15 protein-coding genes are annotated in these 16,900 nt (G+C 42.9%); 8 read left to right on the top strand and 7 right to left on the bottom strand.

What is annotated here, in order from left to right:
• The first annotated feature begins 340 nt into the window (after window positions 1-340).
• The 6 genes from FE394_RS15070 to FE394_RS15045 all read left to right on the top strand — a co-directional run bounded on the left by FE394_RS15070 (window position 341) and on the right by FE394_RS15045 (window position 7,196).
• A complete protein-coding gene (locus tag FE394_RS15070; protein ID WP_319927209.1) occupies window positions 341-634 on the top strand; it encodes a helix-turn-helix domain-containing protein in 294 nt (97 codons plus the stop codon).
• Window positions 635-928: 294 nt separating this feature from the next.
• Window positions 929-2,338 carry a replicative DNA helicase gene (dnaB, locus tag FE394_RS15065; protein WP_319927181.1) on the top strand — a complete coding sequence of 470 codons (1,410 nt, stop codon included), beginning with the start codon at window positions 929-931 and terminating at the stop codon, window positions 2,336-2,338.
• A 107-nt stretch (window positions 2,339-2,445) separates the two neighbouring features.
• Window positions 2,446-3,525, top strand: a complete 1,080-nt coding sequence (alr, locus tag FE394_RS15060) for an alanine racemase (RefSeq protein ID WP_319927180.1) — start codon at window positions 2,446-2,448, stop codon at window positions 3,523-3,525.
• A gap of 134 nt (window positions 3,526-3,659) precedes the next feature.
• Window positions 3,660-4,862 (top strand): amino acid aminotransferase, encoded by a 1,203-nt coding sequence (locus tag FE394_RS15055; protein WP_319927179.1) that lies wholly within the window; start codon window positions 3,660-3,662, stop codon window positions 4,860-4,862.
• Window positions 4,863-5,322: 460 nt separating this feature from the next.
• Window positions 5,323-6,072 carry an RNA ligase family protein gene (locus FE394_RS15050; protein ID WP_319927178.1) on the top strand — a complete coding sequence of 250 codons (750 nt, stop codon included), beginning with the start codon at window positions 5,323-5,325 and terminating at the stop codon, window positions 6,070-6,072.
• Entirely contained in the window at window positions 6,069-7,196 is a 1,128-nt protein-coding gene (locus tag FE394_RS15045) for an AAA family ATPase (protein WP_319927177.1), read from the top strand. Before FE394_RS15050 ends, FE394_RS15045 begins: the two co-directional genes overlap by 4 nt.
• A gap of 95 nt (window positions 7,197-7,291) precedes the next feature.
• Here the strand turns inward: FE394_RS15045 and FE394_RS15040 are convergent, their stop codons facing one another.
• The 3 genes from FE394_RS15040 to uvrA all read right to left on the bottom strand — a co-directional run bounded on the left by FE394_RS15040 (window position 7,292) and on the right by uvrA (window position 11,116).
• Window positions 7,292-7,858, bottom strand: a complete 567-nt coding sequence (locus FE394_RS15040) for a disulfide bond formation protein B (protein ID WP_319927176.1) — start codon at window positions 7,856-7,858, stop codon at window positions 7,292-7,294.
• Between the two features lie 12 nt (window positions 7,859-7,870).
• Window positions 7,871-8,023, bottom strand: coding sequence for a DUF5993 family protein (locus FE394_RS15035; RefSeq protein ID WP_419836350.1), 153 nt, complete (start codon window positions 8,021-8,023; stop codon window positions 7,871-7,873).
• Window positions 8,024-8,284: 261 nt separating this feature from the next.
• Window positions 8,285-11,116, bottom strand: a complete 2,832-nt coding sequence (gene uvrA / locus FE394_RS15030; protein WP_319927175.1) for an excinuclease ABC subunit UvrA — start codon at window positions 11,114-11,116, stop codon at window positions 8,285-8,287.
• Between the two features lie 250 nt (window positions 11,117-11,366).
• On the opposite strand from uvrA, the gene FE394_RS15025 reads away from it, so the two are divergent.
• Window positions 11,367-11,888: a single-stranded DNA-binding protein gene (locus tag FE394_RS15025; RefSeq protein WP_319927174.1), complete on the top strand. Its 522-nt coding sequence runs from the start codon at window positions 11,367-11,369 to the stop codon at window positions 11,886-11,888.
• Between the two features lie 400 nt (window positions 11,889-12,288).
• On the opposite strand, the gene FE394_RS15020 is transcribed toward FE394_RS15025, so the two are convergent.
• Window positions 12,289-14,034, bottom strand: coding sequence for a beta-ketoacyl synthase (locus tag FE394_RS15020; RefSeq protein ID WP_319927173.1), 1,746 nt, complete (start codon window positions 14,032-14,034; stop codon window positions 12,289-12,291).
• A gap of 155 nt (window positions 14,035-14,189) precedes the next feature.
• On the opposite strand from FE394_RS15020, the gene FE394_RS15015 reads away from it, so the two are divergent.
• A complete protein-coding gene (locus FE394_RS15015) occupies window positions 14,190-15,167 on the top strand; it encodes a GlxA family transcriptional regulator (protein ID WP_319927172.1) in 978 nt (325 codons plus the stop codon).
• 126 nt (window positions 15,168-15,293) lie between these two features.
• On the opposite strand, the gene glk is transcribed toward FE394_RS15015, so the two are convergent.
• The 3 genes from glk to FE394_RS15000 all read right to left on the bottom strand — a co-directional run bounded on the left by glk (window position 15,294) and on the right by FE394_RS15000 (window position 16,894).
• A complete protein-coding gene (glk, locus tag FE394_RS15010; protein WP_319927171.1) occupies window positions 15,294-16,262 on the bottom strand; it encodes a glucokinase in 969 nt (322 codons plus the stop codon).
• A gap of 183 nt (window positions 16,263-16,445) precedes the next feature.
• The gene (locus FE394_RS15005) at window positions 16,446-16,691 is read right to left on the bottom strand and encodes a nitrite reductase (NAD(P)H) small subunit (protein WP_319927170.1); all 246 of its coding nucleotides are present in this window, start codon (window positions 16,689-16,691) and stop codon (window positions 16,446-16,448) included.
• On the bottom strand, window positions 16,688-16,894 hold the full coding sequence (locus tag FE394_RS15000) for a hypothetical protein (RefSeq protein ID WP_319927169.1): 207 nt from the start codon (window positions 16,892-16,894) through the stop codon (window positions 16,688-16,690). Before FE394_RS15000 ends, FE394_RS15005 begins: the two co-directional genes overlap by 4 nt.
• Between the last annotated feature and the right edge of the window lie 6 nt (window positions 16,895-16,900).

Raw genomic sequence — 16,900 nt, 5'->3', positions numbered from 1 at the left:
TTCCAACATCAGGGGCAATCAGCCCCTGTTCTGAAGCACTTTAATATACTTAATGGCATATAACGCAAAAAGTTAAGCTGTTTTACTGGTTCACTTATTAAATTTGATAAACCAATTCATTAAAGTAGCTCCGCCATTGGCAAAATCCGATGGTCAAGGTTTTGCAGCCTTGAATGTATCCCACTGGTAGGAAATTTCTACCAGTGTGCCTGCTATCGCCTGTTCAATGGCGGTTCAGGCAGGGGAGGCTTCGGCCTCACCGGTTGGATACATCCGGTCTGCAAACCCTGTCTTGAATCGCCACCATCAATTTTCTCAATTAATGGAAGGGGTAGCAAAGATGATTAATGTCAAACCAGACTGGCATCAAGCCGATGTTATCGCCGCATTACGTAAACGCGGTACAACGCTTGCCGCAGTTTCCCGCGAAGCTGGACTCAGTTCTTCTACATTAGCAAATGTATTAGCAAATGTATTATCACGCACTTGGCCTAAAGGGGAATGGATCGTTGCCAATTACCTCGGCATTCACCCCGCAGAAATTTGGCCAAGCCGTTATTTAGATATGGACGGTAATACCCCGCAATCCCTTCATAGCGACCAACGAAATGCGTTACAATACTCTATAGATTAGTACATTTAATGTACTGTCTGCTTTTTATTTATCACAAATTCACTCTTAATTCTTTTCTTTCTTTTATATTGTTCTTATCTTATGTTTTGTTTATAGGTTCGTTCAGTGTTTTATGTATAAACAATTATATAAACAAGTAAGGAAAATTCAGTTAATAAATAAAATTTATTTATTTAATATCAAGTGATTATATCTTAACTATAAGTGCAGACTATATATAATTACTCAAGGCTGTTTTCATGGCGTATACTGATGCGCTATTTTGTTCTTTTTTAATAGATTGAAGCGGTGTACATGGCTGGAAAAAAACCAACTAACAACAGTATGGCTGAACCAAAAGATCGCCAAGTGGAAGGGCTGAAACTTCCACCTCACTCTTTGGAAGCAGAGCAATCCGTGTTGGGCGGTTTGATGCTGGATAATGAACGTTGGGATAACGTATCTGAGCGAGTTACCAGCAATGATTTTTTCAGCCGACCACACAGGCGTATTTTCTCTGAGATGCAGCGTTTGCTCGAGACGGGTAAACCTATCGACCTGATTACGTTATCTGAATCGCTTGAGCTGAATGGGGATCTCGATAATGTCGGCGGGTTTGCTTATCTGGCGGAGTTATCGAAAAATACTCCAAGTGCTGCTAACATCAATGCTTATGCTGATATTGTCCGTGAACGTGCCGTCGTGCGCGATATGATCTCGGTGGCAAATGAAATCGCAGATGCGGGCTATGATCCACAAGGGCGAACCAGCGAAGAATTATTGGATCTGGCGGAATCGCGGGTATTTCAAATTGCGGAGAATCGGGCCAATAAAGATGAAGGCCCGAAAGGCATTGAGCAGATCCTTGAAGAGACTGTCGAACGAATTGAGCAGCTCTATCAGCGCCCGCATGATGGCGTAACAGGCGTTTCTACTGGCTATCAGGATCTGGATAAAAAGACCGCTGGCTTGCAAAAATCGGACTTAATCATCGTGGCGGCCCGTCCTTCAATGGGTAAAACCACTTTTGCGATGAACTTGTGTGAAAACGCAGCGATGATGCAGGATAAGCCTGTCCTGATTTTCAGTCTTGAGATGCCCGGCAACCAGATCATGATGCGTATACTGGCATCCCTTTCCCGCGTGGACCAAACACGCATTCGTACTGGTCAGCTTGATGACGAAGATTGGGCGCGTATTTCCAGTACCATGGGTATTTTGCTGGAAAAACGCAATATGTATATCGATGACTCATCCGGTTTGACGCCTACAGAAGTACGCTCCCGCGCCCGACGAGTTTTCCGTGAACATGGCGGGCTTAGCTTAATTATGATCGACTACCTGCAATTGATGCGGGTGCCTTCTTTGTCTGACAACCGAACACTGGAAATTGCGGAAATTTCCCGCTCACTGAAAGCATTAGCGAAAGAGCTCCAGGTACCGGTTGTTGCACTCTCCCAGCTTAACCGTAGTTTGGAACAGCGGGCTGATAAACGCCCGGTTAACTCTGACTTACGTGAATCAGGCTCTATCGAACAGGATGCCGACTTGATCATGTTTATCTATCGTGATGAGGTTTATCACGATAACAGCGAACTAAAAGGTGTGGCAGAAATAATCCTTGGTAAACAGCGTAATGGCCCTATCGGTAAAGTAAGGCTGACGTTTAATGGCCAATGGTCACGATTCGATAATTACGCAGGGCCAAGCTATAGCGACGAATAAACTCAGAGCCTATCGTTCATATTCAAATGATCTGTAATCATTGGTGTCTATGGCGGTAGGCGGTTATTTATCAGACCTGAATCGGAAAAACATAAAAAGGGGATGAAATGAAAGCGGCAACTGCTGTTATCAACCGCCGCGCTCTGCGACATAACCTGCAACAGGTCAGGATACAAGCTCCTGACAGCAAAGTGATTGCAGTTGTGAAAGCAAACGCCTATGGACATGGTGTATTAGAAGTTGCGTACACAATGGAAGATGCTGATTGTTTCGGTATTGCTCGAATTGGGGAAGCGCTTGCCTTGCGTAGTGGTGGGATCGTTAAGCCAATTTTACTATTGGAAGGTTTTTTTGAGGCAGCAGATTTACCCGTATTGGTCGCCAATCATATTGAGACCGTAGTGCATAGCATTGAGCAATTAGAAGCACTGGAACAGGTTGATTTGTCCCATCCGATTAAAGTGTGGATGAAATTGGATACAGGGATGCATCGTCTGGGAGTCAGGCTTGACGAAGCGGAAGCATTTTATCAGCGCCTGAATCGCTGCCATAACGTAGAGCAGCCTGTGAATATCATCAGCCATTTCAGTCGTGCAGATGAACCAGAAGTAGAAACGACCCAACAACAAATTGACCATTTTATGGCATTCGCTGCGAATAAATCTGGTGAAAAATCCATAGCGGCATCAGGGGGCGTTCTGTTGTGGCCACAATCACATTTGGATTGGGTACGTCCTGGCATCATGATGTACGGAGCTTCGCCGATGGCAGACAAAACTGCCGCTGATTTCAAACTGATCCCTGCCATGACATTAAAATCCAGTTTAATTGCTGTGCGTAAACATAAAGCAGGTGAGTCGATAGGATACGGTGGTACATGGTGTAGCGAGCATGATACTTGTATTGGTGTCGTAGCGATGGGATATGGTGATGGTTATCCCCGCAGTGCGCCTGCGGGTACCCCAGTCTTTGTCAATGGCCGGGAAGTGCTGCTTGTTGGCCGGGTTTCAATGGACATGATTACCGTGGACTTAGGGCCTGCGTGTCAGGATAAAGTCGGGGATGAAGTGACCCTTTGGGGCAGAGTGCTACCTGTTGAAAGAATCGCGGAACATTCAGGGATCAGCGCTTACGAACTGATTACTAAACTGACTTCACGTGTTGAAATGGAATATCTAGACGAATAATTCGATAAGTTATACTGTTTGTTAATTAGTTTTTATATGCCCGAGAGATTTCAGGTGCAGCCAACAAGGCCATAATTTGAAAGCTATAACTTGAAATATCAAGGGGATAATTTAATAGCAGGGAGTATAACTTGATGTTCCAGAATGTTGATGCATATGCAGGCGATCCGATCCTGTCGTTGGTGGAAGAATTTAAAAAAGATCCTCGTACAGACAAAATCAATCTGAGCATCGGACTGTATTACGATGAACAGGGCATAACGCCACAATTACAGTCTGTTGCAACCGCAGAAAAACAAATCTGTGCTTTGCCTCAGTCAGCGTCTCTTTATCTGCCGATGGAAGGTTTGCTGGCTTATCGTGTGGCAATTCAGGAATTGCTGTTCGGTAAAGATCACCCATTGTTAAAGCAGAAGCGTATCGCAACCATTCAAACAGTGGGTGGTTCAGGTGCATTGAAAGTGGGTGCGGATTTCTTGCACCGTTATTTTCCTGATTCCGAAGTATGGTGCAGTGATCCAACATGGGAAAATCATGCTTCCATTTTTGCCGGAGCAGGGATCAAGGTGAATTATTACCCCTATTTTGATAATAAAACCAAAGGGGTAAAATTCGATGAAATGCTGGCAAAACTCAAGCAACTGCCGGCAAAAAGCATTATTTTGATGCACCCTTGCTGCCATAATCCAACGGGCTCAGATTTAACCAATGATCAGTGGGATCAAGTCGTTCAGGTTACGGAAGAACGGGAGCTAATACCTTTCTTTGATATCGCCTATCAGGGATTTGCTGAGGGTATGGAAGAAGATACTTATGCTATCCGTGCAATGGCAAATGCAGGACTGCCTTGTTTGGTCAGTAACTCATTTTCGAAAATCTTTTCACTCTATGGTGAGCGCGTTGGTGGCTTATCAATTATCGGTGATGATGCAGAAACGACTGAATGTATTCTGGGGCAATTAAAAGCAAGTGTGCGCCGTATATACTCCAGTCCGCCGAACTTTGGTGCTCAGGTTGTTGCCGGAGTATTAGGTAATCCTGAATTAAAAAAACAATGGCTGGATGAAGTTGAACAGATGCGCTTGCGTATGCGGGAAATGCGGACTGTATTGGTGAATGCATTGCAACAAGCTTTGCCCGAGACGAATTTTGATCACTTGCTGAACCAGCGTGGTATGTTCAGTTACACCGGATTCAGTCGGGAGCAAGTTGATAGATTGCGTGAAGAATTTGGCGTCTATCTGGTCGGTACTGGTCGTGTTTGCATGGCTGGCGTCAATCATCATAACGTACAACGTATTGCAGAAACGTTTGCTGCGGTGAGTGATCACAATTAACAATGCTGCGGCTTGAAAGACGGCGAGTATGTAATCCCCTGTTCTTATAACGAGCAGGGGAAAATCCATCAACCAAGTAAATTAAAGGCTCATTCCATAGGATGAGTAATACAGAATATCTCGTATAACAAGATAAAATGATTAGCCATATCACAGATATCTCTGTTATAGCTCAAAATAGCAGGTTTTTATTGTTTATTAGTGATTGAAATTTATTCAATATGTCAATATATAATGTTTTCATATATAGTAACCCTCTGGATTTTTACTCCTTCCTTTAATATAAAACCCAATCGAATATTTAACTTAATCTTTTTGACATTAAAAGATTAAATGAATGGAAATAAAGAAAATGTAATACCAATACTTGAGCTCTTTCATCAGTTATTAAGATGAACATTAGTCTGTAAAGGCGCTATTGCGCTTTTATTGGGATAGTTAATAAAAGAGTAAAGGCATTATGGATATGCAATCAAGAAAGTATGGTAGAACGTTTCATTACCCGTTCTCGCCAGGTACAACCAGTGACGATCGTATTAACCATCATTGGTGGCCGGATATACAAAAAATTAAGCAGCTTATTCATACGGAAAAATTAGACGGTGAAAATAACTGTCTAAATCGTTATGGCGTATTTGCCCGATCACATGCGGCACCCACACAATCAGCATGGAGTCAGCAAATTCGCCAACGTTGGCAATTAATCAAAGATGATTTAGGTGATATCGAAATCTTCGGTGAGAACCTTTATGCCATTCATTCTATTGAATATCTTCATCTTGAAGAGTATTTTTTTGTGTTTGCTGTACGAATTAAAAATAGATGGCTCAGTTGGGAAGAAGTCAAATTTTATGCATCGCTATTCGATTTTCCTACGGTGCCTGAAATCATTATTCCTGAAGCACGGAATGAATTTGCATTTATGCAAAACATTATTGAAACAGCAAAACAGGGAAGTTGTTTTTCTTCATGGGATACACAAAGCAAAAATTTGTGTTCAATGGAAGGTATTGTTAGTCGTGATGCAGGGGAATATTCGGTAACTGATTTTGCGCATCATGTATTTAAATATGTGCGAAAAAATCATGTCAAAACAGATATTCATTGGAAGCGACATTGGAAAAGATCACCTCTCTGTTTCGAACGCCTTTCTGACTCAAATGAGTTTTCTGACTTGAAAAAACACGGTGTAGAAGGAGGAAGGGAATGAGCTGGGTATTTAGTCACAATAAATCGTGGGATTACTTATCTTCAACCTTCTCTTTTATTGCTGATATGAATGGGATTCAACAAGATCCCATTCATCATGCAGAAGGTGATGTGGCAATTCATACCCAAATGGTATTAGCTGCATTGGAACAATTGCCAGAATATTCCTTGTTGACGGCTGAAGAACAGGAAATTCTCTGGGTGGCTACCCTGTTGCATGATGTAGAAAAGCGCAGCACGACGCGGGAGGATTGGGATGGACGTATTATTTCTCCGGGACACGCCCGTAAAGGCGAATTGACGACCAGACAAATTTTGTTTCAGCAAATACCGACACCGTTTGCAACACGAGAACACATTGCCGCGCTTGTGCGTTTTCATGGATTACCATTGTGGTTAATGGAAAAGCCTAATCCACAAAAGGCACTACTGGCAGCCTCACTGCGTGTGGATACTTATCTACTGACTTTATTGGCAAAAGCAGATGTATTGGGACGAACATGTCATGATGCACAAGAATTTCTAGAGCGTATTGAGCTGTTTGAACTCTACTGTCGTGAACAGGGTTGTTGGCGTGAACCGAGAAAATTCTCTTCTGACGAAGGTCGGTTTCATTATTTTTCCAGCAATAGTGAACAGCCAGATTATCAGCCTTATGATGACTACGGCAGTCAGGTAACTTTGTTATGTGGATTACCGGGAATGGGAAAAGACCATTTTATCCAACAGCATTGTGAAGGAATACCGATTATTAGTTTGGATGCGATCCGTCGTCAACATCAAATTAGGCCCGAAGATAAAGATGCGAATGGTTGGGTGGTACAACAGGCAAAGCACCAAGCCAGAGAAAAACTACGCAGTAGACAAGATTTTATCTGGAATGCGACTAATCTGACCGCTCAAATGCGCCAGCAATTGATTAAATTGTTCATAGGCTATAACGCCAAAGTCAGGATTGTTTATATTGAGCAGGACTACAAACGCTGGCGGCAGCAGAACCGGGATCGCCAATATGTCGTACCGGATAAGGTGCTGGATCGAATGCTTGCTAAGTTGGCGATTCCAACACCTGAAGAGGCACATGAAGTCTGTTATTTCATTGATTCGGTATTGTTGAACAGATGATGGTGGAATAGCTTTCTGTAAATTTGCGTTGAAAAAAGTAGAAGGCTGCGTGAATACGTCAGCCTTCCTGTCTTCGCATCTCAGTATAAAAAGAATTACTTATTCAATAACTGATAGAACGTTGGGTTGTCGTCACATTGACCAGCACCGCATTCCAATATAGTAGAAACGAGATTAGCGGCGATCAAAAATGCGAACAGGCCCATGGCAACTTTACCTAATGTTGGTGGAGTATATCTTGAGGAATCCGTATTGCCTGCTTTCAGAGGCATAATAACTGCGATGGCAATAACAGTCAGAATAGACAGGATTGCAGCCCAGGTATAAAAATGTAATCCGAAGAAAGTTGAACCATATCCTGTATCTCCCGGCAGAATATGAAGAGAAACCTGACGCATGGCAACAAATCCAGTCACAATACAGCCAAATATTGAAAGGCTATAATGGGAGTTTTTTATACCGAAATAAATATTAAATAAAAATCCGAAACCAATCATTATGATCCCTGCACGTTGTAATAAGCATAACGGGCAAGGAAGTTCAAAACGCGCTAACTGATAATAAAATGCGACTATCAAAATCACACTGATGCCGAACAGACCGAGAATATTTAAGGCCGTCGCGAGGTTAATATCACGTTGTGCTGACATTGTATTATTCATTACTGCCTCCGATCAGAAAGAAAGATTTAATGCATCAGTAGCATGATATTTAAACCAAAATACCGTGATGACGAATAAAGCAAACCAAAGCGTATATGTCAGCTTTTTCTTGCCGGTAATGACAGTGACAATAATAACTAGCGCAATTAAGAATGGTAAAAACATATACATGTAGAATCTCCATTATAAATTTAAAGCATATGTTATGTCATTATGACATTAGTACATCGGCAATGTGATCATTAATAATATTAGATCAACAATACAATACTGATTTACGAAAGGTTATTTCATTCGAAATGATTGCAAGAATAGCCCTTATTGGTACGTATAGAGATAATCTTGGTTAACAATTGGTTATCGGATAGACAAAAAAACTCCCCACAGGGTGGGGAGATAGTAGTTTACTTTCGTTACGAAAGTAAACTACTCACGCTCAAGCATCGGCTTCAAGAAACGGGCGGTATATGATTCCTTGCATTGAGCCACCTCTTCCGGTATTCCGGATATAAGTATCTCACCACCACCGCTACCGCCTTCCGGTCCGAGATCGACAATCCAGTCAGCAGTTTTGATAACATCCAGATTATGTTCGATCACAACAATCGTATTTCCCTGATCTCGCAGTTGATGCAGAACAGACAGTAACTGCTGAATATCCGCAAAATGCAGGCCGGTTGTCGGTTCATCAAGGATATACAGGGTTTGGCCTGTCCCTCGTTTGGATAGTTCCCGCGCCAGTTTTACCCGCTGCGCTTCCCCGCCTGAAAGTGTGGTTGCGGATTGACCCAAACGAATATAGGAAAGGCCGACATCTATCAAAGTTTGCAGTTTGCGGGAGAGGGCAGGAACGGCATCGAAAAACTCCCGCGCCTCTTCGATGGTCATATCCAACACTTCATGAATATTCTTGCCTTTATATTTGATTTCCAGTGTTTCGCGGTTGTAACGTTTGCTCTTACATTGATCACAAGGTACATAAACATCAGGCAGGAAGTGCATCTCAACCTTAATCACGCCATCGCCCTGACAGGCTTCACAGCGCCCACCCTTTACATTAAAACTGAAACGTCCCGGTGTATAGCCACGGGCGCGGGATTCAGGAACGCCGGAAAAGAGTTCCCTTACAGGAGTAAATACGCCGGTATAGGTCGCAGGATTTGAACGGGGTGTTCTGCCAATCGGGCTTTGATCGATATCGATAACCTTGTCAAAATGCTCTAATCCCTGAATATCAATATACGGAGCAGGATTAATGTTTGTTGCACCGTTTAACTGGCGCTGTGCGATAGGGAAGAGAGTATCATTGATCAGGGTCGATTTACCGGAACCGGAAACACCAGTGATACAGGTAAACAGGCCAACCGGCAGTTTTAGTGTCACTTTTTTGAGATTATTGCCTTTTGCGCCAATCAGTTTCAGCATCTTGTCAGGATCGGCAGGCACGCGCTGTTCCGGGATGGCAATTTTACGTTCACCACTCAGGAATTTGCCTGTGAGCGATTTATCACTCTCCATGATATCGGTGATACTCCCTTCGGCAACAATTTCTCCGCCATGTATACCCGCTCCCGGCCCGATATCAATAATGTGGTCAGCCGCGCGGATAGCATCTTCATCGTGTTCGACCACGATAACGGTATTACCCAGATTGCGCAGGTGCAGCAACGTTTCCAGCAAACGCTCATTATCGCGTTGATGCAGACCAATGGAAGGCTCATCCAGCACATACATCACACCGACAAGGCCTGCACCAATTTGGCTGGCTAAACGAATACGCTGGGCTTCCCCGCCTGAAAGGGTTTCTGCTGAACGGGAAAGCGTCAGATAATTCAATCCGACATTGACCAGAAATTTTAGCCGGTCACCGATCTCTTTCAGGACTTTTTCAGCAATCTTCGCCCGTTGCCCATTCAGTTTAATATTCTGGAAAAACTCCATCGCATGACCGATGCTGAAATCCGAAATCTGTGGCAGCGTAGTGCTTTCAATAAAGACATAGCGAGCTTCTTTTCGCAGTCGGGTACCTTCGCAGGAAATGCAGGAGCGATTATTGATATATTTTGCTAACTCTTCCCGTACGGCAGTGGATTCCGTTTCTTTATAACGGCGTTCCATATTATGCAGAACACCTTCGAACGGATGGTTACGGACAGTCACATCACCACGATCATTGGTGTATTTGAATTCAATGGATTCTTTGTCTGAGCCGTATAAAACGACTTTCCTGATCTCTGGGTTTAACTGATTAAATGGCGCTTCGATATCGAATTTATAATGTTCTGCCAGCGATCTCAGCATCTGGAAGTAATAGAAATTACGGCGATCCCAACCACGGATTGCACCACCGGCAAGAGAGATATCGCCATTTTGGACAACACGTTCAGGATCGAAAAATTGCTGAACGCCTAAACCATCACAAGTCGGGCAAGCGCCTGCGGGATTGTTGAAAGAAAACAGACGCGGTTCCAATTCGCTCATGCTATAGCCGCAGATAGAACAGGCAAAATTGGCGGAAAAGACGAGTTCCTCAGCTTGTTCGTCATCCATATTGGCAATGACAGCAGTACCACCAGAGAGATCCAGGGCAGTTTCGAATGACTCCGCCAGCCGTTGAGCGAGGTCAGCACGTACTTTGAAACGATCGACGACCACTTCGATAGTGTGCTTTTTCTGTAATTCCAGTTTTGGCGGATCAGAAAGATCGCACACTTCACCATCAATACGGGCGCGGATATAGCCTTGTGCAGAGAGATTATCCAACAGTTTGGCATGTTCGCCTTTACGCTCTTTGACCACCGGCGCCAGCAACATCAACCGTTGTCCTTCCGGCAGTGCCATAACATTATCCACCATCTGGCTGACAGTTTGCGCCGCCAGAGTGATATCGTGATCAGGACAACGTGGTTCGCCTACCCGTGCAAACAACAGGCGAAGATAATCGTGGATCTCGGTAATTGTCCCGACCGTAGAACGTGGATTATGGGAAGTAGATTTTTGCTCAATTGAAATGGCGGGGGATAGCCCCTCAATATGATCGACATCCGGTTTTTCCATCAATGACAAAAACTGTCGGGCATACGCAGAAAGTGATTCTACATAACGTCGTTGACCTTCTGCATACAGAGTATCGAAAGCCAGAGATGATTTACCGGAGCCGGACAACCCAGTAATGACGATTAGCTTGTCACGGGGAATTACCAAATTGATATTTTTGAGATTATGGGTGCGGGCGCCCCGAACTTCGATGTTATCCATATACCACTTCCCAGATTATTGATAGAGCAATACTCGTAAACGGGTTATTATTGCACAAACATTGCTGAATGGATATACAGTGTTTGATGGAGAATCATGCTGCAACCATTACAATGTAAAGTACGATGCGCTTCGTAAAGTATAATATAACGGGTCTATGTTTAAACTTAGTCCTCGCATGGTAAACTACTTCGCTTATAATTAGAGAAATCCATTTTTAGTAAAATTCATTTCATCAGGAGTATTTCCAATGGCCAGCAGAGGCGTAAACAAAGTTATTTTAGTGGGTAATTTGGGACAGGACCCGGAAGTTCGCTATATGCCGAACGGAGGAGCAGTCGCCAACATTACTCTGGCAACGTCTGAGAGCTGGCGTGATAAGCAAACCGGTGAGATGAGAGAGAAAACCGAATGGCACCGTGTAGTGCTTTTCGGCAAACTGGCAGAAGTCGCTGGTGAATATCTGCGCAAAGGTTCTCAGGTTTACATCGAAGGTTCTTTGCAGACTCGCAAATGGCAGGATCAGAGCGGTCAAGACCGTTACACCACTGAGATCGTGGTAAATGTTGGCGGCACAATGCAGATGCTGGGCGGTCGCGGTGGTGCAGCAGGACAAGATGCACCAGCACAAGGCGGCAGCTGGGGACAACCACAGCAGCCACAAGCATCACAGCAATTCAGCGGCGGCGGTGCTCCATCTCGTCCGGCACAGTCTCCTGCGCCACAGAGCAATGAACCACCAATGGATTTCGATGACGATATCCCATTCTGAGTTTCTGGGTTCAAAAGTGTAAACTAAAAACTCATATGTTATTTGCTAAGCCGCGCTTGTCGCGGCTTTTTTTGACGCGTTTTTATGATTTCCTAATAATTTTATTTTGTTGAATTAAAAAAATAAAAAACATTGCTCCCGTTATTAAAGAGGCAGTAATGACCACACTCCAGACACTTACAAATCCGGATGATTGAATATGTCTAGTCCTGATATGCGTTATGATTTCTTTTTTATGCTGAAAAAGAAAATTCAATTGTTCAGAACTTCTTGGGTAAGAATCCATAAAGTGATTTTTCGGAGTGTTATATCACACTTTGTAGTTAAAAATAGTAGTCAAAAATATCGAAATTCAAGATGTTATGTCTCAACGGTGGTTGATTACATGCCATGAGTATAATCAAAAAAACTCACTAAACTCTTCTGCATTTGGTAGTTTTATCGTTTGTTTGAAGCCAGATAATTTGATTTCCTGACGTGAAAGCGTGATATCAGATGCTTGCAGTACGGCATTACCGAAGTTGTAAATAACGGATTCTTCGCCTCGACAGATTGCCTGATCTTGCTCATCACTTTTGTTTTTTACTATTTCATTGCGTTTATGGTACGCACTGATGGACGCGCTGCCGTGCTTTTTGCCCAGCATTTGCAGAGTGTGTTGTGGAGACAAAACAACAGCACTTGCGTTATTACCCCCGAATCCTTTTGAATTAATAATACTGGCTTTCATATTTTTGCCACGTTCGCCAACAAATTTACTCTGCATTAAGATATTCAAATTGGTTGCATGTACATCTTCCGCGATGTGATCAATGGTTGTAATTCCTGGGATCCAGCCATACTGCCAAACACCTAAAGCACTGGCTAATTGATCCCCTGCGGCTGCGGCAATGGAGTGTCCGACATGAGCTTTAATGGCGGTGACATCCCAGCTATTGAGTCCAAAAATTTTGGCGACTTCATTAATGATATGGCTTTCAGTTACTCTGTTTTGTGGTGTTCCAGTCCCATGTGCCTGAATGTAAGAATATTGCAACTTCTCATCCAGTAAATGGTTGGCAAGGGAAGCGGCTTTCATCATGGTGATATAATTACCGGCACCCGGTGAAGATATTGATTTTTTGTTTGCATCCGCATTAACGAAAACATCGGGTATTGAGCCAAGAATATTCGCGCCACACTGCAAGGCTAAATCATCACTCATCAGTAAGACAAATTGAGCAGATTCTGCAATGGTAAACCCGACATTGGTCGAAAATGGGCGGCTAGCGCGTCGATGATTAACAATATCAGTTTTATCTAGCTTACAGAGTTGATGGTCTTCAGCAAGGGCACTCATGGACCTGAATCCTTCAATAATTTCCGGGACGATAGGTGCTTCTGCACATCCAACTAAACAGATCTTGGCCTTACTTTGCTTGATGTCATTAATACCTTGTCTGAGGTTATACAGAAAACTCGCACAGGCGCCCAGATTGGCTGAAGTAGTACCTATATTGTTAATTATGTAGCCATTAATGAAATTGGCGGGCATATCTGCCATAGAAAATGGGAGCATTTTGGAACTGACTCGTGAGCCATTCAATGGGTTGCCAATTAATCCCGCAAGTGAAAATCGATCTATTTGGCCATATGCGCTGCTGGCATAAACAGAAATCTGGTCTGGCTCTACCAATGCAGTGATGTCTGACCATGAAAGTCCGATTGAACTCAGCAAATCAGAAGCACCATAGACTGTCAGGCGCAAGCCGCGTGGATGGTTATTGGCGTTATATAGCTCACCAATTTCAAATCCCTCCGGCAATTGCCCCGCACTAGTGACAGAAAGTGACATATATGTGCTTTTCAATAATCTGTCTGAATTATTGTTCTTGTTGGTAACTATTTTGTTTATTTGTACTTTTTGGGTGTCAAACTGAGAGATCTTTCTTATTAACGTACCATTTTTGGCACATTCAATATGGGAGTCTGTTATAGATTCTGAATTCTTGATAATTCCCATTCGGTGACATAAATCGGCCCATGTGTTTTGCATTATTTCGTCATTAAGGCTGTCTGACACAATGCGTTTATATCCGTGGAATCCAGAACTCCTTCCTGCTGCATTGATTCCGCCGAAACCTACAATTACAGGTAATTTACTCATCATTAACTCCAAACAGATTTTTATTTAAGTCTATCAGTTAGGATTAATGACTATCTCTGATATTAATGTCATTAATACTGATAATATGGTCATCAGGTCTATTATTAGGAAGTTAAATGTAGGTATAGTCAGGTGCAATATGCGGAGGTATAACAATGAAAATCGCGTTTGTTTTGTATGACAAAGCACTACAAAGCGGGATAACTTTAGCATCGGATATGTTAAATAGTGCCAGCAGATTGAGAAGTCGGAAGCAGCAGAGAGAAGAACCTCTCCATATGTCTGTTATTGGTGATCTGGCAAAAAATCACGAACAAATACCGCAAATTACGTTATATACACATCATCAGTTTGCAGAGCTGGCCGATTTCGATTTGGTTTTTTTACCTCCAATGTGGGGAAATCCACTCCCTTCCATGGTTGGTAGGGGCGATATTCTTGAATGGCTGCGTCGACAAAAAGAAAATCAAGCCGTTATCGTCGCAACAGGAACGGGGGTATGTTGGCTGGCGAAAGCTGGATTGCTTGAAGAAAAAACAGTAACAACTCATTGGTATTTTTATGACAAATTTGAGCACCATTTCCCAACGGTAGATATAAACCGTAAAGCAAATATTACGTATTGCGACAATATTTATTGTGTGAAAAGTATTAACTCCCAAACAGAATTACTTGTTTATCTAATTGCCCAGTTTTTCAGTGTGCCAATTGCTGAAATCATTGAGAAACATTTTTTGCATGAAGTATCGAATTTCCAATCTGAACCCTTTTTTCAAATCGGAGGCAACGCGCAATTTGATGAAATGATTGCAATAGCACAAGACTACATTAAGCAGAATGTTGATTCACAAATTACTATTAAAAATATTGCCACTTATGTTGGTGTATCAGAAAGTACTTTACTGCGCAGATTTAAACGACAAGTTGGGATCTCACCTCATAAATACATACTGAACCATCGCTTATTAACAGCTAAACAGTTATTGACGGATAATAGCTTAACTTTACTGCATATCTCTCAATTAGTGGGATTTAAAGATACTCATTACTTCAGCAAAGTGTTTGAACAACACTTCAAACTGACGCCAACGGCTTACCGTAAACTTGTTAAAGCTAAAGTTTTTAGTGCTTGATGAGTAAATAACAATTTAGTGTAATTTGTTATCGATCTGTCGATTGCCCATGCTGAATATCGCTTAAATTTGTTATCAGCAAAATCAAACAAATAAATAGCATGAGCAAATATAAAAAGGATCTATTTACCCAATCGCTTTACCCAGCGATTGACGGATATAAGATCCTGCTCCCAATAATCCCGGTTTATCATGGGTAATCAGATACACAGGAATATTCTTCAAATAACTTGTAAATCGGCCTTTGCTCTCAAATCCCTTTCGGAATCCCGATTTCTGCAAGAAATCGAGGAAGCGCGGAACGATCCCACCCGCAATGTAAACGCCGCCGAATGCGCCAATATTCAGTGCCAAATTTCCGCCAAAACGACCCAATGCCGAACAGAAAAGTTCTAATGCGTGTTTACAGGTAGGGCAGTTTCCACTCAATGCACGATCAGAAATGTCGCGAGGACTCAAGTCTTCCACTGACTGACCATTCAGTTTCATCAGTGAACGATAAATATTGACCAATCCCGGTCCGGAAAGAACTCGCTCGGCAGAGACATGACCATACTCTTCCCGCAATACATTCAGCATGTGATCTTCTTCCGCACTGTCTGGTGCAAAATCGACATGACCGCCTTCACCAGGCAGACTCATCCACTGCGTTCCCGTATGAATCAGATGGGCGACACCCAATCCTGTTCCTGCACCATAAACCGCGATGGGTCGCTTGGACTGAGGCTGTTTTCCGCCAATCTGAATCATGTCTTCTGCATTCAGAACCGGGATCGCGAGGGAAACAGCGGTAAAATCGTTAATTACCTCAAAACGTTCCCATCCCAGAGATGCTTTCATTTGGCTGACGGAAAAACACCAACTGTGGTTGGTCATACTGATAACGTCATCTGTCACCGGACAAGCAATGGCGATGCAGCCGTATTTAATGTCACAGTTTTGCTGTTGCAGATAATGACGGATAACTATTTCAAGCGATGCATAATGCGCACAGGGATAGCATTCGACAGTGCTCAGTTGCCCAGTATCTACATCACATAATGCCAGACGTGCATTTGTACCACCGATATCACCTACCAGCGCATAAGTTGTCATGGTTTATCTCCTTAAGTCTTACGAAACAGTCTATATCCTAATGAACCAGTCAAATTGAGGGGATTTTACACAAGGACAAGGGTAAAGACGCATAAAAATGTATCGCTATACTGACAAAAAATATTGTAAGCCCTCAAGCAATGCGAGGGCCATATATTGCTAAGCGTGAAAAAGAGGAATGTTCTATTCAAGAAAAACCTGAACATACCCGTGATTTACTCTGACTGGAAATGAACGGATAGAGTAATTTTCATCTTCCAGACAAAAACCATCACTTAGCCTGAATCGCTCTTTTTTCAACGGACTGGCAACCCATAATTCATCATTATATGGACGAAAGATGGCAACTTGTTGATCCCCGACCAGAGCACAAACACCTGTGCCGGGAACAATATCTTCTGGCAGACAGACTTCTATCCATTGATTCATGCGGTTTCCTCCTCCGATTTAACCATCCTGATTGCAATTTTTTCTTGTGGATATGCAGGCCGATGTTGCGCCCGTTCTGCAACCATCTGAATATTGGGATCACGTTCAGGACTATTAATAAAATGGGAAAAACGGATCAGTGCGTGAGGATCGTTTACGGTTTGCTGCCATTCGCAGACGGTTATCGCTCTCAGCTCAGCCATATCTTG

This window comes from Xenorhabdus littoralis (genome assembly GCF_033949345.1).
GTDB classification, from domain to species: Bacteria; Pseudomonadota; Gammaproteobacteria; order Enterobacterales; family Enterobacteriaceae; genus Xenorhabdus; species Xenorhabdus littoralis.
This window is presented reverse-complemented; position numbering and strand designations above follow the sequence as displayed.

Excerpts from the sequence above, each read along its gene's own strand:
- FE394_RS15070 (WP_319927209.1), top strand. The coding sequence starts at position 341 with ATGATTAATGTCAAACCAGACTGGCATCAAGCCGATGTTATCGCCGCA.
- dnaB (WP_319927181.1), top strand. The coding sequence starts at position 929 with ATGGCTGGAAAAAAACCAACTAACAACAGTATGGCTGAACCAAAAGAT.
- alr (WP_319927180.1), top strand. The coding sequence starts at position 2,446 with ATGAAAGCGGCAACTGCTGTTATCAACCGCCGCGCTCTGCGACATAAC.
- FE394_RS15055 (WP_319927179.1), top strand. The coding sequence starts at position 3,660 with ATGTTCCAGAATGTTGATGCATATGCAGGCGATCCGATCCTGTCGTTG.
- FE394_RS15050 (WP_319927178.1), top strand. The coding sequence starts at position 5,323 with ATGGATATGCAATCAAGAAAGTATGGTAGAACGTTTCATTACCCGTTC.
- FE394_RS15045 (WP_319927177.1), top strand. The coding sequence starts at position 6,069 with ATGAGCTGGGTATTTAGTCACAATAAATCGTGGGATTACTTATCTTCA.
- FE394_RS15040 (WP_319927176.1), bottom strand. The coding sequence starts at position 7,858 with ATGAATAATACAATGTCAGCACAACGTGATATTAACCTCGCGACGGCC.
- FE394_RS15035 (WP_419836350.1), bottom strand. The coding sequence starts at position 8,023 with ATGTTTTTACCATTCTTAATTGCGCTAGTTATTATTGTCACTGTCATT.
- uvrA (WP_319927175.1), bottom strand. The coding sequence starts at position 11,116 with ATGGATAACATCGAAGTTCGGGGCGCCCGCACCCATAATCTCAAAAAT.
- FE394_RS15025 (WP_319927174.1), top strand. The coding sequence starts at position 11,367 with ATGGCCAGCAGAGGCGTAAACAAAGTTATTTTAGTGGGTAATTTGGGA.
- FE394_RS15020 (WP_319927173.1), bottom strand. The coding sequence starts at position 14,034 with ATGAGTAAATTACCTGTAATTGTAGGTTTCGGCGGAATCAATGCAGCA.
- FE394_RS15015 (WP_319927172.1), top strand. The coding sequence starts at position 14,190 with ATGAAAATCGCGTTTGTTTTGTATGACAAAGCACTACAAAGCGGGATA.
- glk (WP_319927171.1), bottom strand. The coding sequence starts at position 16,262 with ATGACAACTTATGCGCTGGTAGGTGATATCGGTGGTACAAATGCACGT.
- FE394_RS15005 (WP_319927170.1), bottom strand. The coding sequence starts at position 16,691 with ATGAATCAATGGATAGAAGTCTGTCTGCCAGAAGATATTGTTCCCGGC.
- FE394_RS15000 (WP_319927169.1), bottom strand. The coding sequence starts at position 16,894 with ATGGCTGAGCTGAGAGCGATAACCGTCTGCGAATGGCAGCAAACCGTA.